The 17,423-nt window shown below is 30.8% G+C and carries 7 protein-coding genes; 6 read left to right on the top strand and 1 reads right to left on the bottom strand.

The annotated features are described in order from the left end of the window. The first annotated feature begins 4 nt into the window (after nt 1-4). From P8625_RS08825 to P8625_RS08800, 6 genes are all read left to right on the top strand, one after another. A complete protein-coding gene (locus tag P8625_RS08825) occupies nt 5-6,346 on the top strand; it encodes a non-ribosomal peptide synthetase (protein ID WP_279650103.1) in 6,342 nt (2,113 codons plus the stop codon). Next, nucleotides 6,343-10,551: an amino acid adenylation domain-containing protein gene (locus tag P8625_RS08820; RefSeq protein WP_322790519.1), complete on the top strand. Its 4,209-nt coding sequence runs from the start codon at nt 6,343-6,345 to the stop codon at nt 10,549-10,551. The genes P8625_RS08825 and P8625_RS08820 overlap by 4 nt, the downstream gene beginning before the upstream one ends. A gap of 105 nt (nt 10,552-10,656) precedes the next feature. Continuing rightward, complete coding sequence (locus P8625_RS08815) at nt 10,657-12,645, top strand: polyketide synthase (RefSeq protein ID WP_322790518.1); 1,989 nt, start codon at nt 10,657-10,659, stop codon at nt 12,643-12,645. Between the two features lie 4 nt (nt 12,646-12,649). After that, nucleotides 12,650-13,171, top strand: a complete 522-nt coding sequence (locus P8625_RS08810; RefSeq protein WP_279650102.1) for a GNAT family N-acetyltransferase — start codon at nt 12,650-12,652, stop codon at nt 13,169-13,171. 23 nt (nt 13,172-13,194) lie between these two features. Then, nucleotides 13,195-15,702 (top strand): outer membrane beta-barrel family protein, encoded by a 2,508-nt coding sequence (locus P8625_RS08805; RefSeq protein ID WP_279650101.1) that lies wholly within the window; start codon nt 13,195-13,197, stop codon nt 15,700-15,702. 34 nt (nt 15,703-15,736) lie between these two features. Further along, nucleotides 15,737-16,396 (top strand): 4'-phosphopantetheinyl transferase family protein, encoded by a 660-nt coding sequence (locus P8625_RS08800; RefSeq protein WP_279650100.1) that lies wholly within the window; start codon nt 15,737-15,739, stop codon nt 16,394-16,396. Between the two features lie 372 nt (nt 16,397-16,768). On the opposite strand, the gene P8625_RS08795 is transcribed toward P8625_RS08800, so the two are convergent. Next, a complete protein-coding gene (locus P8625_RS08795; RefSeq protein ID WP_279650099.1) occupies nt 16,769-17,323 on the bottom strand; it encodes a type IV secretory system conjugative DNA transfer family protein in 555 nt (184 codons plus the stop codon). Nucleotides 17,324-17,423 lie beyond the last annotated feature (100 nt).

Here is a 17,423-nt window from a genome sequence, read left to right as displayed (position 1 = left end):
GAAGGTGTTTCGTGAACCTGAATTTCAGGCGAACGCATATACTGAGAAAGAACAACAATTACATTCTCAGGAGAAACAGGTTTTTAAAAATAAATTAGGTATTTCAATGCTCCTTACAGATAAAGATATGGATAATCTTACTGAGGGATCATTTTTTTCTTTTTCAGATAAAATAGGTAGTAAAGAAGTAGTATTTCATTGCTATTTTGATGAAACTGTATCTGAACATACACTTAAAAATTGGGTGGAAACAAATAGCGATAAGCTCTTGGATTTACCTTTTAATATTGTATTAAAAACGAATCATAGATCTTTTGCAAGTACAAATGAATCACTAGGGAATTACACCCTCGATAACAGACTGTTTTTTAATATTACAGAAGACTTATTAGGTAAAAAAAGCATAGCAAGTAATAATTTTACATCACTACAGATAACCTTAAAAAACAATTTTGAAGAGTATGAATTTGCAGAATCTTTGAGTATGAATTCGGTAATTCAGTATACTAAAGACATAGATAGCAAAATTGCCGAAAAAATAGCTGTTTCTAAAAAGAACTCAAATTCAAACAACTTAAATCTACAAACAAAACATATTACATTACAAGTTTTATGTATTACTGGAGAAACACAAAAAGAAGCTATTGACAACGCTTACCAATTTTTATATGAAAGAGCGAAAGAAAACAATAGCTATTGGCTAAACTTTATAACTAATGATAAAAAAATAGGAGAAGTTTTATCTACATTAAGTTCTGAAGAAAAAGAATATGTACTTAAGAGTTATATAGATAAATGCATTAAAAAACGTGTATTAATAGGAACAACAGAATATTGTAAAGCGCAAATACAATATTTCTTTAGTTTAGGAATTAATGAAGTTAATTTTATAACGTCTCCTCATAATATAGAATCACAAAATTTTAGGAATAGTATTTCGCTTTTAGAAAATGTCCAGGAAGAAAAAGTTGAAAGTGAGGAAAATTCAAGACGTGATTCTCTTTGCCCGATTGTTTCTCCAGAATTTATGGAAGAGGCTAAAACGGAAATAGAAACTCAAAGGGTAATTAAAGAAGACAGGGAAGACGATATTTTTCAACAGGAAAATTTCACATTACCGTTAACAGGTGACCAAAAGGCATTGCTAGTTTTATCAAAAGTTAGTAAAGGAGCAATGATGACAAATTCCCAAACTTGGGCTTTAAAAGTTGAGGGAGCGCTAGATATTGATAAACTTCAAAAGGCATATCAAAAAGTTACTGACCGTCATAATGGAATGCGAATAACTATTGATGAAGAAACCCTTGAACAAACATTTCACCAACAGTTTGCAATATCTATTGGTGTTCTTCAAATGGAAGAAGAACAAAATTCAGAGAAATTTATAGAAGAATTTTTAAAACAAGAAGCTAGCAGACAATACGATTTAAGTAAGTCGTTACACAGACTTACTGTTTTGAAAATTAACGAGAATTATTCTGTAATTGTGTTGAGCTGTAATCATATTACGATTGATGGAGTGGGTGTAAGTGTACTATATACTGAATTAGCGGCTTATTACAACAACTTGAACGCCAAACTCGATAAAACAATGGGCTTTGATAAGTTTGTGAAATGGCGCCTTGTTCAATCTGAGGAAAAACACTTTAAACTTCAAGAAAAATACTGGTTAGATGAGGTTAATACCGAAATTCCAGTATTAGATTTACCATTAGATCATGCTCGTCCTTTAAGCAATCAATATAATGGTTCATCTTACTTAATGAATTTTCAAAAGGATTTCTTTAAAGAACTTAAAGATTTTTCGGTTGAAAACAATTGCACATATTTCATGGTAGTATTTGCCGCTTTTCAGGTGCTTCTTTACCGTTTGTCATCGCAAAAAAAGTCGGTAATTGGAGTTGCTTTTAACGGTAGAACAATACCTAATAGTGATTTAATGATTGGTTTTTGTGCTAATATTTATCCAATATTATGTGAAATAGAGCCAGAAGAAAGTATACTTGACTTTTTATCTAGAGTAAAGTATAAACTATTTAGTGCTTACGAAAATCAAGATTATCCTTTTAGTGAATTAATTCAAAAAGGATTAAAAAATAGAGATGTAAGTCGTTTTCCTTTTTTCTCAGTAGCTTTTAACTGGGATAGATTAACATTGCCTAAAATGGATGGGGCAAAAGTGAGTTGGGAAGTATTTAAACAAGAACATGTAAAGCTCGATTTAGTACCAAATTTGATGGAGGTTAATGGAGAGTTGAGTATGACTCTTGAGTATAATACAGATCTTTTCGATATTACAACCATAGAAAGATTCTGTAAATATTATGAAGATATTTTATACACCATAATAAAAGATCCGAAAGCAAGTATTTCTTCACTTGGTAATTGTATTAAAAGCGATGTATTACAAGTACAAAATTGGCAAGGTAATCGAGTTACAACGCATGAAAATACAAATGCTTTCCATGAATTGTTTGAATATAATGCGAAATTAACGCCTAACAAAATAGCATTAATTCAAGGAAATAATAAACTCACCTATAAGCAGGTAAATGAAAAAGCGAATCAACTTTCCAGAAAATTTTACAATGAAGGTTACCAAAAAGGAGATTTAGTTGGAATTTGTTTAGAAAAATCGTTTAACCAAATTATTAGTATCCTTGGAGTTATGAAGGCAGGATTAGCTTATGTACCCATTAATCCAGAATTTCCAGAATCGAGAATTTCGCAGCTCATTACCGATGCAGTAGCTCGCTCTATTATTACAATTGAAGAATATGCTTCAAAATTACCTGTAGATGATTCTAAGAAAATTATTTTAGACAATCCTGAATTACAAATAGTTCTAGAAAAAAATAGCACAGCTAACTTAGCGTTAGAAATGAGTAGAGAAGATTTACTTTATGTAATGTATACTTCTGGAACAACGGGGAAACCAAAAGGTGTTAGAATTGACCATAAAGGAATTTTAAATTTAGCTCATAACTTTTCTGTGTTTTTCAAAGAAAAGGAAATCGATATAGATCAAAATTGGGGTTGGAATTCTACATTTACTTTTGATGGTTCTCTAAATGCACTTACACAATTTTATCAAGGGAGAACCTTGGTTTTATTAGAAGATGCTAAAGAAAAGTCTCCAGAAGATTTTTGGAAATATTTACATAGAATGGAAGTTAAAGTGGTTGACGTTAGTCCCTCTCAACTGCAGTTTCTTTTATCAGGACTTTCTTCGGGTAACATACATACAGCACCTAATTTGGTAATAGGAGGTGAGGCTACAGGACAGCGTTTACTGGAAGAAATTAAAAACTATTGTAAACAATACAATGTGACCGCGTTTAACGTATATGGGCCAACAGAATGCTCTGTGGTGAGTCATATTAGTGTAATGACAGATCACGAAAAACCAGTTATAGGAAAAACATTAGATAATGTGGAAGCTTATGTGGTAAATAATCTTTTACAACAAGTGCCTATAGGAGCCAAAGGAGAATTGCTTTTAGGAGGCGTTGGCGTTTCTAATGGATACCACAACAACCAAAAACTTACAGAGCAAAAGTTTATTAACCTTCCCGAATTAACTAAGAGTAGGTTATATAAAACTGGAGATATAGTTAGATGGCTTCCTGGAGGAGTGTTAGAATATGTTGGTAGATCAGATAACCAAGTTCAAATTAGAGGAGTTCGCATTGAATTAGGAGAGGTAAAGACGCTTATCAATAAAATGGATGAGATAAGTGAATGTATTGTTGTGGCAAAAAAAGACACAAACAATGTTAACTCACTGGTAGTATATCTTGTTTTAAATAAAGATATTGTTATTACCGAGAGTGAGTTGTTTCAGAAAATGAAACTGTATTTACCCACCAATATGCTACCTTCTTCGGTTATTTTTATAGAAGAAATACCGATGACACTCAACGGGAAAGTTGATTATAGTAAATTACCAGATACAAACAATGTTATCAAGAACGATTACGTACCTCCCGTAAAAGATATAGAGAAAATACTTTGTATGATTTGGCAGGATGCATTAGAGCTTGATAAAATAGGTGTTTATGACGATTTCTTTTTTATAGGAGGACATTCGTTAACGGCGATGAAAATTATAGCAAAAATTCAAACTTTATTAGGTAGAAAAGTAACGTTAACAGAAATATTTAAGTATTCAAACATAGCGCTATTAGCTGAATTTTTAGAACGAGAAGACAAACAAAAAAGCGATTCGGAAATAATCACTGTACATACCGAAAAAAACAAAGAAAGAGTACTTTCTTTTCAGCAAGAAAGCTTTTGGTTAATAGATAAAGTAGTTGAAGATAGAAGTATATATAATGTTACGGAAATTTTTGAATTCTCGGGAGAAGTTAACAGTAATGCTTTAAACAAAGCGTTATGTGATATAGTTGAAAGACATGAAGTATTGCGAACAGTTATCCAATTAAATGAAAACAATGCACCAATTTCTATTTTACTAGACAAGCCAACAGATTTATTGGAAATAGTAAACTGTGATGAACATGCATTTTCAGAAAACTTTTTAAAAGAGCAGCAGAAAAAAGTGTTCAGAACTATTTTCGATTTGAGTAAAGGATACATGTTAAGAGTTAGATTAGTTAAAGTTTCTGATACAAAGTCTTTCCTTTTACTGGCAATTCCGCATATCGCAATAGATGGTTGGTCCATGAACATTTTTAAAGAGGAATTAAAATTTGCTTATAAAAATGCTATCAACGGTAATAAAAATACCTTTCAAAAATTACCTATTCAATATGCCGACTATGCCACTTGGCAACGAAATAAGTTTACCGATACTTATTTAGAGGAACAAAAAAGTTTTTGGGTTAACAAATTGAAAGGTATTCCTTTGTTACATAGTTTGCCATTAGATCACCCTAGGCAAAAGGTAAAGTCATATCAAGGAACTGCATTTAAACATAGTGTTGGAAAAGAACTCTATGATAAAATAGTGAAATTTAATGCAAAGCATGGTGTAACCATGTTCGTTACCTTACAAAGTGCTTTTGCTATACTATTAAGAAAATGGAGTAGTAAGCAAGATATTGTTATGGGAACACCCGTTGCCAACCGATCATTAAAGGAGGTGCAAGGCCTAATCGGAATGTTTGTAAATACAATGATTTTGAGAAACGAAGTAAGAGACAATATTTCATTTTTATCGTTTATTGAACAGAACAAAGAAAACATTATTCAAGCATTTGAATACCAGGATTATCCTTTTAATTTTCTAGTAGAAAACATAAATCCTATAAGAGAATTAGGGCACTCTCCTATATTTCAAATTATGTTTGCTCTAGAAAATAGTACAGAAAGCTCAGGAGTTTTTGCCGAGGATGTAACTATTAATAAGGTAAAAAAGGCGTACTATTCTTCTAAGTTCGATTTAACGCTTTATATGAATCAAAAAGAGGAAGATATTACTATAGAATGGGAATACGATACAACGCTTTTTGAGGGAGACACTATCGAGCGTATTGCAGAATCTTTTATAAATTTATTAGAAAGTATTGTTACAGATCCCAATACTCCAATAAAAAAAATAAATCTTTCTACTGAAAAGTTTAAGAAAAAGATACTTTCATTAAGCAAGGGAGAGGAACAGGAAATTGATAATACTTGTATACATGCTGCCTTTGAACAACAAGTATTAAAAAACCCAGAGAGTATTGCAATAGAATATCTCAATACAAAAATTTCTTATCAAGAGTTAAACTTAAAGTCTAACAAAATAGCAAACTACCTAATTAGTAAAGGGCTTAAAAAAGGTGATTTTGTAGTTATTCACGCACAAAGATCTATAGAAACATTCTCTTGTATTTTAGCAGTTTTAAAAGCAGGAGGAATTTATTTACCACTAGACTCAGGAACACCAAAGGGTAGAATAAAACATATTTTAGAAAGTTCAAAAGCACAATTTATTATATGTGATAAAAACATTGACAAAAAAGCGTTTGAGAATTATGCCATTATTAACCTCAATGACCAGCAAGTCGTTGAAGCTATAGAAAAACAGGAAACGGACAATACTTTCGTTAAAAGCGTTTCTTCTGATTTGGCGTATGCCATATATACCTCAGGATCATCAGGTTTACCTAAAGGCTGTCTACTGTCACACAGTAATGCTCAAAATTTGATACTCTCTTGTCGCCAAATATTAAACTTCACCCCTAATTCTCGAGTTCTTCAGTTTGCATCAATAAGCTTTGATGCTTCTGTTTTTGAGTGGATAAACGCTTTAACACTTGGTAGTACGTTAATAATTGTTCCAGAGGAAATCAGAACAATTCCTGAAGAATTATCTTCTTTTATTAAAGAAAAAAAATAACACATGCGTTAATTCCTCCTATTCTAATTTCAAATCTAAACCCTGAAGATTTTAAAAATATCACGGCATTAGTAATCGGAGGTGAGCACTGGAGTAAAGAGTTAATTAAAAATTGGAAAGGTGTTTGTGATATTTATAATGCCTATGGACCTTCAGAAGTTTCCGTTATCACAACTATTGGAAAGGTAGCTATAGATAAACCGCTAGACATAGGACGCCCTATTTTTAACACACAATGTTTTGTGCTTAATGAGTATTTAGACTTGCAGCTTGTAGGAGCTATTGGAGAACTTTATATAGGAGGAGAATCAGTAGGTAGAGGTTACTTAAATAATAAAGAGCTTACCCATAAGAGTTTTATGGAGAGTCCTAAAGATAATGTATCAAGACTATATAAAACAGGCGATTTAGTTAGGTGGAATTATCAAGGTAACTTAGAGTTTGTAGGACGATTAGACAATCAAGTTAAGGTAAGAGGTTATCGAATAGAAACTGGAGAAATAAAAACGAATATAGAGAAATGTACAGGAGTACGTCTTGCTCATATATTAGTAGAAAAAAACCAATTTCAAGTAAATGAAATTGTAGCTTTTATTGAAACTAGTGAAAAAATAGACTCAACATATATTGAGGGAACTATTAGTGATTTTATTCCTTCTTATATGTTGCCTTCTCGCTACATATTTATGGAGCAGTTGCCGATGACTATTAATGGGAAGGTAGACGAGAAAAAGTTAAAAAAAGCAGAAATGTTTACTGTATTTGAAGAAAATATAGTGTTGCCAGAAAATGAAACAGAAAAAGAAATAGCTAAAATATGGAAGGAGCTATTGGGTTTAAAAAATGATATTTCTGTTAAAGAAAACTTTTTTAGGTTAGGAGGTCATAGTTTAACTATTGCCAGATTACTTGGAGAGTTGAAAAAACAATTTAATATTCAAGCTGAATTAAAGAGTTTATATTTAAATCCAACGATAGAAAAACAAGCCAAACTTATTAGTAACTCTGAGAAGGAAGTTTTTGAGCATATAAAACCCGTTGCATCCAATACAAATTATGTACTGTCTTCTTCGCAAAAAAGACTTTGGGTGCTATGCCGCTTTCCAAACTTAAACCGAGCGTATAATATATCTAATACAAAAATAGTATCTGGTAAATTAAATGTTAATACTTTAGAAGATGCTTTTATTAGTATAATTAATCGTCATGAAAGTTTGAGAACAAATTTTAGAGAAGATCATAATGGTACTGTTTATCAAATAATACGAAATAAAAATATAGTTCCTTTTACCGTTGAACAACATAATACGAGAGATAAGAAAAAGGATGTTACGGAAATATTAAATGACTTTACACAAAAAATATTTGATTTATCTTCTGAATTACTTATCCGAGCTCAATTAATTAAAATAAAAGAAGAAGAATATATATTGCATTATGTTGTACATCATATTGTTGCAGATGGTTGGTCAATAGATATTTTAGAAAATGAATTAAAAAAATGCTATAACGCAATAAGTAATAATGAAAATTCAAATTTACCCTCTCTAAATATACACTATAAAGATTACGCAAATTGGCAACAAAATACTTTAAACAATTCTCAAGGAATAGCTGCTCGTAATTATTGGAAAGCGCAATTTAACGATACTCTTCCAGTTTTAGATTTACCTACCGATTTTATAAGACCTAAGGTGAAAACATATCAAGGGCGTTCTGAAGTGTTTGAAATAAAAGCAGACTTACTGTCTTGGTTAAATCCTATTTTAAAACAAGAAGAAGCAACTGTTTTTATGGGATTAACAGCATTGTTAAACTTGTTTTTATACAAATACTCGGGGCAAACCGATATAGTTCTTGGAGTTCCTGTCGCAGGAAGAGATCATGTAGATTTGAATAATCAAATAGGGTTTTATGTAAATACAATAGCTTTAAGAACACAATTTGAAGAGCAAAATAGTTTTATTGATTTACTAACTACAGTAAAACAAAATATGTTAGCAAGTTACGCACATCAAATGTATCCAATAGATGAGCTATTCGATCATATAAATATTGAAAGAGATATTAGTAGAAATGCATTATTTGATGTAATGATTGCTTTTCAAGATTTAGATGAAGACAAAAAAGACAGTTTAAACTTCTATGGAACTAAAGCAGCTCCATATCAAGGAGAGAAAAGAGAATACAGTTTACTAGACCTAACATTTAGCTTTGTAAAAAGAAATGATGATTTTGAATTGGAGATAGAGTATGACACCGATCTATTTCGAGGCGAAACAATAGCAAGAATGGTAGCTAATTTTTTCTATTTATTAAATTCAATAAATGGTCGAGTTAATGTAGCTGTTAATGAATTAGAAATGGTTAATGAAAAAGAAAAACACATTCTTTTACATGAATTTAACCAACCTGTAATTTCTAAGAAATATGCCTCAATTAAAGATTTGTTTGAAGCTACTACAGAACAGTTCCCCGATAGAGTAGCTGTGTTGCACGATACCAAAGAAATAAATTATAGTGAGCTTAATGAAAAAGCAAACCAGTTTGCAGATTATTTAAAAAGTAATCACCAATTGAAAAAGGATGATTTATTGGTGATTTACATGCAAAAAACAGAAAAGCTTTTAATATCTGTTCTAGCAGCAGCAAAGTTGGGCATTGCTTACGTACCAGCAGATATTAATGCACCGAAAAGTCGTTTAGATTACATTATACAAGATACAAATGCCCGATTCTTAATTGACGAGCAGTTATACGATTCTTTTGCACAGGATAAAAATCAGTATTCGAGAGGTAATTTCAAAAACAATGTGAAAGAACAAATGCCTTTTACAGTTATATATACCTCAGGAACCACTGGAAAACCGAAAGGAAGTGTTATAAGCAATAAAAATGTAGCATCAAGAATCCAAACAGAGATTAAAATACTAAACAAAAAAGGAAAAATAATAACCGTAAATACAACAAATGCAGCATTTGATGTTTGTTTGCTTGAATTCTTTTTACCCTTACTAACTGGAGGAAGCGTTCTTATACCTACTCAAGAGCAAAATGATTCACATAGTAATTTGGTAAAGGCAATAAAAAAACATAAAGTAAATGTTTTACAAGGTACTCCAAGTTTTGTACAACTTCTTTTTCAAGAAGAATCTGTTGCGAAAGCATTAAAAGGCATAACACATATTTGTATTGGAGGAGAGTCTCTAAACAGCTCATTGGTTCAAAGAATAAAACAAATATTACCTAACATAAAAGTAAATAACCATTTTGGACCTACAGAAACAACTATTGATGCAATTGTAAATAGAGATTTGAGCAGTTTTGAGCAGAATATAATAGGAAAACCTATAGCACAGACTCAAGTGTTCATTGTAAATTCAAAAGAAGTCTTAGTTCCATTAGGGGCAACAGGAGAAATTTGTATTGGAGGAGAAGGTGTTACTATGGGCTATTTAAATAATAAAGCTTTAACCGATAATAGATTTATTGACTCTCCATGGAGTGAAGAGAAAATTTATAAAACAGGAGATCTAGGAAGGTGGCTTCCTGATGGTAATATTGAGTTTATTGGTCGTAAAGATTCACAAATAAAAATACGTGGTTATAGAGTAGAACTTGAAGAAATAGAACATACTTTAATAGAACATGAAAATATTTCAGAAGCAGCATTAATAGTAAAGGAAAACGAACTTAAAAACAAAGAACTTATAGCCTTTGTTGTACTCAATAAAAAAATGAAGTCGCATGAAATTAAACGACATTTAAAAAACAAACTAGCGTTTTATATGATCCCAAATCATATTATTGAAGTACCTAGCATCTCTTTGACTATAAATGGTAAGAAAGATTATAAACTTTTAGAAAATAAGCTAACTGAAAAGGGAACGCATTTCATGGAAGAAGAACTAAGAGTACCAAATAAAATAGATAAGCAACTACTTTCTTTATGGGAAGAACTACTTAGAATAGATAAGATAACACTTGATGATAATTTTTTTAGTTTAGGTGGAAATTCCATTATGATTATTGAAATTAATAATAGACTAAGAAAGATTTTTGATACAAATTTTGATATTTCAATATTTTATGAATACACCAGTATCCTTGATTTATCTGATTTTATAACAAGTAAGTTAGATGTAAAAATAGATGGAAGTAAACAAGAGGAATCGGAAGGCGAAATAGAAATATTAAATTTTTAATTCTTTAAACATGAGTAATGATATTGCTATTATAGGAGCTTCTGTAAAAATTGGCGAAATAGAAACAATGCCTGATTTTTTTCTTTTTTAGAAAAATCAGAAACCATTTGTATTGATTTTCCAAAAAATAGATTTCAAGATGTTTCCAAAAAAATATCTTATCAAGATATTGCAAAAGGAGGCTATTTGAAAGAGATAGATTTGTTTGACTATGATTTTTTTAATTTAGATAAAGTTGAAGCCGAAAAAATGTACCCAGGTAACCGATTGTTACTTGAAGCAGCGGTAAAAACTGTAATGAATGCGGGTTACCATTATAATGATTTAAAAAACAAGCGTGTAGCAACTTTTGTAGTACAGCAAGAGTCCGAATATCATTCTTTTTTTCGTAGAGTTAATAAAAACTCTTCAGAGGCTTCTTATCTGCCTATGGCAGGTACCAGAATTGCAAATTTTTTTAAATGGAAAGGACCTGTAACGGCCATAGATACAGCTTGCTCATCATCATTATCGGCATTATATTACGCATGCCAAAGTATAAAAAACAATGATTGTGATGCAGCTTTTGTTTGTGGAGAAGTTACGGATTTTATATTTAAAGAAGCAGTGGAAAACCATCCAATATATTCTAAGAATTTTAAATGTTCTCCTTACGATAAAGATGCTAATGGAACTTTTTTTGGAGAAGGAGTTATGGGAGTTTTAATAAAACCATTAGATAATGCTCTTAAAGACAATGATTCTATTTATGCAGTAGTTAAGGGAGGAGCTTTAAACAGAGGAGAAATGGCTTCTAAAAACATATCGGTTCCAAAAGCAGAATCGCAAACAGAAGTTATAGAATTGGCATGTGAAAATGCATCTGTGCCTCTCGGAAATATTGAATTTATAGAAGGGCAAGGTACAGGAACTTTATTAGGAGATACTATTGAGTTAGAAGGATTGTCTAAAGCTAAAAATAAGCATCAGAGTTATAAAAATTGCCATATAAGTTCTGTAAAAGGACAGGTTGGTCACTTAGGAGTTTTATCGGGGTTAGTAGGTTTGTTCAGGGCAATTTATGCATTGCAAAGCAAACAGCTACTTGGTCAATACAATTTTAATTATTCATACTCCAATATTTTTGAAGAAAAGGATAATAAAATAAAAATCATGAGCAAAAATCAGGCTTGGGAAAGTAAGAGACTTTTAGCAGGAGTAAGTTCTTTTGGAATGACGGGAACAAATGCTTGTGTTATTTTAGAGAATTATCATGTGTCAAAAATAGCATCGAAATTAGGTCAAATGCATCTGTTTTTGATTGCGGGTAAGGACCAATTACAACTTAAGGCAGTAAAAAAGTATATTGTAAAGTATCTTAAAGGGCATAAAAATATCTGCTTTGGAGACCTAAGTTATTCACTTAATAGATTATTTGATAACAATGAGTGTCGTGAACTGTATGCTTTTACAACCTATAAGGAACTGATAGACCAATTAGAAGAAGATAAAACGATTACGGAAAGTTTTGAAGCTGATTTTATATACCTTATCACGGAAATTTACGAATTAGAACAAAGTATTGCTTTAATAGAGCGGAGTATATACTATCACGAATATAAAACAATTATAGAGGCTAATAGCTCTCTTACAGTACTCGAAAAAGCTATAATTGCACAATACTTTTCCTTTAAATTGTTAGCTGAGGTTAGCAATAACTCTTTTAGATTTATTGGCGGAAATATAGGAAAATATGTCACCAAACTCCTGTCGGGACATTTATACCCAAAGGATTTAGTGGTATTAGACCAAAAAAAGGATTTTAATGAATATAAGTTTATAAAATATTTAGTATCATTGCCCCCCGATAAAAACTATGTGCTATTAACAAAAAAAGAGGATATCTCTAATATATTTACCGAACTTAATGATACTTTTACTAAGTATAAAATAGGCTTAAATGAGAATCCATATGTTGATGCATTGAAAATAATAATAAATCATGGTGCTCATCTTAGTTTAAAAAAGCATTTTAAAAATGGTACTTTTCTTCAAGACCTTATGCTACCTGTTTTTGACAAAAAAAGATGCTGGCCAAATACAAATAAAGATTGAAATTATGATTGAATTAGAAACACAAAGACTCTTATTGAGACAGTGGAAACCAACGGATATTGATGCTTATACAAGTATTTGTCAAGATCCAAAAGTAATGAAATACTTGGGGGGTAAAACCTTTTCCAAATTAGAAGCATGGAGACACATGGCATTTTTAGTAGGACATTGGCACTTGAAAGGATACGGTCATTGGGCTGTAGAAGAAAAAGAATCTAAAAAGTTGATAGGAAGAGTTGGGTATTTATACCCAGAAGATTATCCAGGTTTTGAAATAGGTTGGACTTTATCTAGCGATTTCTGGGGAAAGGGATATGCTTTTGAAGCCGCTGTTAAAGCTCTTAATTATGCCTTTGAAAGCTTGGAACAAAAAGAAGTTATCAGTTTAATTCATCCCGAAAACGAGGCATCTATAAAATTATCTAAAAAATTAGGACAGTCGTATCTAAGAGATCAGAAGGTTATGGGCTATGACGTTAAAGTTTATGGCATAAACCAAGAAGACTGGAGAAAAATGCAAAACTAAATTAATACCAAATGAATTTTAAGATGAACAAGTATTTATGTGGCATTTTGAAGTTTATTTGGTGTTACATACGAACTATAAAAATAGCTAAACATGAAACTAATTTTTTTTTAATCGTCTTAACTTTTTTTTGCATAAAAAAAGTTTCTTCCCAAAATATAGAAATAGAGGGAAATATTTTAGATAAAGAAAATATACCAATAGAATATGCAAGTGTAATTGCGTATAAGCTTCCGGATAGTCTTTTATTAGGGCATGCTACAACCAATGAGGCGGGAAAATTTAAGTTAATTATAAGTGCAAATAAAATTAAAAAAGGAGCTACTTCTTTGCTTAAAGTTGACTCGTATGGATTTATGCCTTTTAGCAAAGAGCTGATATTGGATAAAGACACAAATATAGGAACGGTTGTACTTGAAGATATTGGACAACTGGAGGAAGTGGTAATTAGATCAGAAAAAAAACAAGTGACAATTGAAGGAACGGAAAAGTCCATTGATCCTTCTAAAAACCTCTTATCCCAAAACGGAAGTGCTATTGAAGTACTATCGCAGGTACCTGGTGTATGGATAAATCGCGATGGAGAGCTTATTCTTAATGGTAAAAAAGGAGTTACCGTAATGATTAACGGACAGCCACAAATTTTAAACACAGAGGGATTAAATGCTGTTTTAAGAAGTATCGATGCACAATCGGTAAAGAACATTCTTGTTAATACCTTACCTTCAGCAAAAAATGATGCTACGGGTGCTGCGGGTACCATAGATATTAAAATTCAAGAGAAGCAAAGCAACGGGATAGATAGCAATGTTTCACTAGCAACACACTTTAGAAATGAAACAAACTTGCTTGGGAGCTGGAATATGCGCGTAAAACAAAACAAATGGTATATAGGTACAAGCATAGGTTTTAGTAATACTTCGCGTTTGTTGGATGTAGATAATATATTCTGGTATAGAAATAATGGTTTAGAAACAGATGCTGATATTATTCAAAACCAAGGGTTCAGAAATAAGAATTTTAATAGCACGATCAAATATGAAGTTAATGATAAAAATGTAATAGGTTTACTCGTTAACGGTTTTGATAATAAAACTGAAAATCCAGTTGTAACAACCACTCATATTAGACCTATAAACTCAGAAGTCTTTCATTTTGCCGATTCCATTTCTATAACCGATTCACAAAATAAAGAGAGATTAAAAAGTATTTCCTCTGGACTATTTTGGAAGCATGATGCCGAAAATGGAAATTCACTTTATCTATCAACAGATTATTCTGTATACAATAAAAGTTTTGATGTTGAAGCGCAAACTTCGTTAAGTTTATATGATACTCCTCAAAATATTTTACGCGATGATGTAGTTAACTTTAGCATTCCTTATGATGTTTCTATCTTTTCTTCTAAACTAGACTATTCTATTCCTCTTAAAGAGCAACATTTATTAGAATTAGGAGTAAAGTATAGTAATACGGAAAATAATAGCCGTAGGGAATTTAGTTTTTCTTCATCTCCTGAAATTAGTGAAAGTAGTTTTGATTATAACGAAGATATTTTTTCGGTATTTACTAATTATAGTGGGCAAAAGAATTTTGATAAGAATATAACAACAGTTAATTATCAGTTAGGACTTCGATTGGAACATACCAATCCTGATTTTAATTTTTCTGACTCTAATTTGGTTACAATGTCTGACTATACAAGATTGTTCCCTAGTGCGAATTTAAGTCTTGTGTTTAAATCAAATAATGCATTAACTTTTGGTTATAATAGACGTATTCAACGTCCGTTATATAACGAGTTAAGTCCTTTTGTATATTATTTAAGTGACTATATTTCTAGAGAAGGAAATGCTACGCTAATTCCTGAAGATATTCATAATTTTTTGGTGAGTTATACTTTTAATAAAGGTAAAGGAAATATAGAATTAAACTACTCGCATACTCTTGACAAAATCACACAAATGCCTTTCCAAAATGCTGAAGATTTTAGCGTAATACTTCAAAACGTTAATATTCAAAAAAGACAAAACTTTTCAGCAACAGGAATTTTTCAAAATAAAATAAATCATTGGTGGAAAATAACCAATACTATTTCAGGTGTCTTTGATAGATATTATCAAGATGATTTTGAAGGTAGTAGTTTAGATATGAATAAGTTAAGTGTGAGTTGTAATGTGGTGAATAATTTTTCAATTTCAAAAGATTTAAAAGCACAGATTACAGGTTTATACTTATCTCCTTTTATTGATGGATTATATGAAACAAGTGATTATTTTATGATGTCAGTAGGTTTGAAAAAGTCCTTTTTAAAAGATAAATTAAATTTGAATCTAGAGTTGCAAGATATTTTTAACACATATAAAGATGATGTTAATGTAAACTTTAATTCACTTCAAAGCAGATTCATTCAAAAAATTGATACTCGAATTTTTAAAATTTCGTTAACGTATAATTTTAAATCAGGAACAAAAATTAATAAAGCATCTGAAAAACAAAGTAATGAAAGCGAGAAAAGTAGAGTAAATTAAATTTTTTCGACACCTTATTTTTTATAGATAACAAATGATAGTAGTACTTTACACGTATATATCTGAATCCTCACATAATAGATTATTAGAAAAGTTGTCTTTTTTTTCTGATAGATTTCAACAAAAAGTTTTGAAATATAGAAAATGGGAAGATGCACAATTATCCTTATTAGGAAGGTTACTTTTAAAAGAAGGGCTTGAAAATTATTTTAATAGCGACTATATTGATTCCGATGTAGAATACATGCAGTACGCTAAACCTTATTTTAAATCAAAAAAATACCATTTTAATATATCGCATTCGGGGAATATAGCGGTATGTGCTATTTCAGAAAAAAAAGATATTGGAATTGATATTGAAATGATAAAAAGTATAGATGTAGAGCACTTTAAAAATCAAATGACCAATTATGAATTGAATAAAATTGAAGAAGGGGTAAAAATGAACTTAGAAAGGTTTTATAGTTATTGGACTGAGAAGGAAGCTGTAATTAAATCGAATAGCAGAGGGTTACACATTCCTTTGAAATCATTTGAAATAAAAAGTAATAAAACTACTATTGATAATGAAGTTTACTATGTTAAAGAACTCAAAATTGATAGTGATTATAAATGTAACATTGCGTTTAAAAAGAAAGATAAATGTTGCTCAGAACATAATGATACATACAAGTTAATTCATTTTAAATTTTAAAAGCTAGATTAAACTTCTAGCTTTTTAGTTGAAGTGATTTGATATATTATAAAAGACAATTCATTGAATGTTAAATAATTTTAGTGTAGATAAAAACAAAACAATTTTTTTGATTTTAAATGCTCCAATACCAAAAACTACCATATCAAAAAAACAGATTAAGTGTCTTACATAATTTGATACTTGGCTAGGTTGAACGTTTTTTAAATTATATTGCTTAAACCAAGGTTTAAGCGTTAAAATAGTTGGATTCTGATTTCCATGCAGGAAGAGTAATTGGTTGGATTTTAACGTACGGATATCCTGTGCACTGAGAAGTAATTTCCCATATACATGATTTCCTTCTACTATGGTTGTATTTCCGATAAGATTTTAAGCCCATAAAGCCACTTCGGGACTTACTCCAGGATAAATAATACGACTTACACAATTAGAAAGTACCGTTTTCATAGCCGATGAACCTAACTTTTCTAGCTGTGAAAAATCCTGAATTACAATGACAATAGAACATTGCTTTTTACGGAGCACTACAAGGTAGTTTTCAATATCAAAATGCATAGCGTTAAACTCCTCAAAAATAAACTGAATGGGTAAATACGGTTGTCCTGCTATTTTAGGCTTCATGGCGAACTCTAGTAATTGTTTGATTAGAATACTCAAAACAAATTTTAACTTCGGCATTCGCTGTTCTTCACAATGTATGAACAGGGCTGTAGGGCGAGAGCGCAACTCCTGAAAATTTAAGCTATCTTTTTCTAAAACATAACGTAATACAGGGGTATTAAGCTGCTCTAAAGCCGACTTTAAGGACATAATAATAGATTGGAAGGTTTTTTCTTCAGAAGCTCCCATTAGCGATAGATATTCATCAAAATACTCCTCTGGTAAAAAACGTCCCATAAAATCATCAACTTCTGGTTGACTCACAGTAAAAAGCTAGTCGATAACATCCAATGTCTAAAAGTATTTCTTTTACTTTCCTCGATATGAAAAATCCATTTTCTTGATTTAAGAATTTGCATCTGCT

The sequence above is a fragment of the Tenacibaculum tangerinum genome (assembly GCF_029853675.1).
In the GTDB taxonomy this organism is placed as follows: domain Bacteria; phylum Bacteroidota; class Bacteroidia; order Flavobacteriales; family Flavobacteriaceae; genus Polaribacter; species Polaribacter tangerinum_A.
This window is presented reverse-complemented; position numbering and strand designations above follow the sequence as displayed.

Bases quoted from the DNA above. Each gene is read 5' to 3' on its own strand.
- P8625_RS08810 (WP_279650102.1), top strand. From the start codon at position 12,650: ATGATTGAATTAGAAACACAAAGACTCTTATTGAGACAGTGGAAACCA.
- P8625_RS08800 (WP_279650100.1), top strand. From the start codon at position 15,737: ATGATAGTAGTACTTTACACGTATATATCTGAATCCTCACATAATAGA.
- P8625_RS08805 (WP_279650101.1), top strand. From the start codon at position 13,195: ATGAACAAGTATTTATGTGGCATTTTGAAGTTTATTTGGTGTTACATA.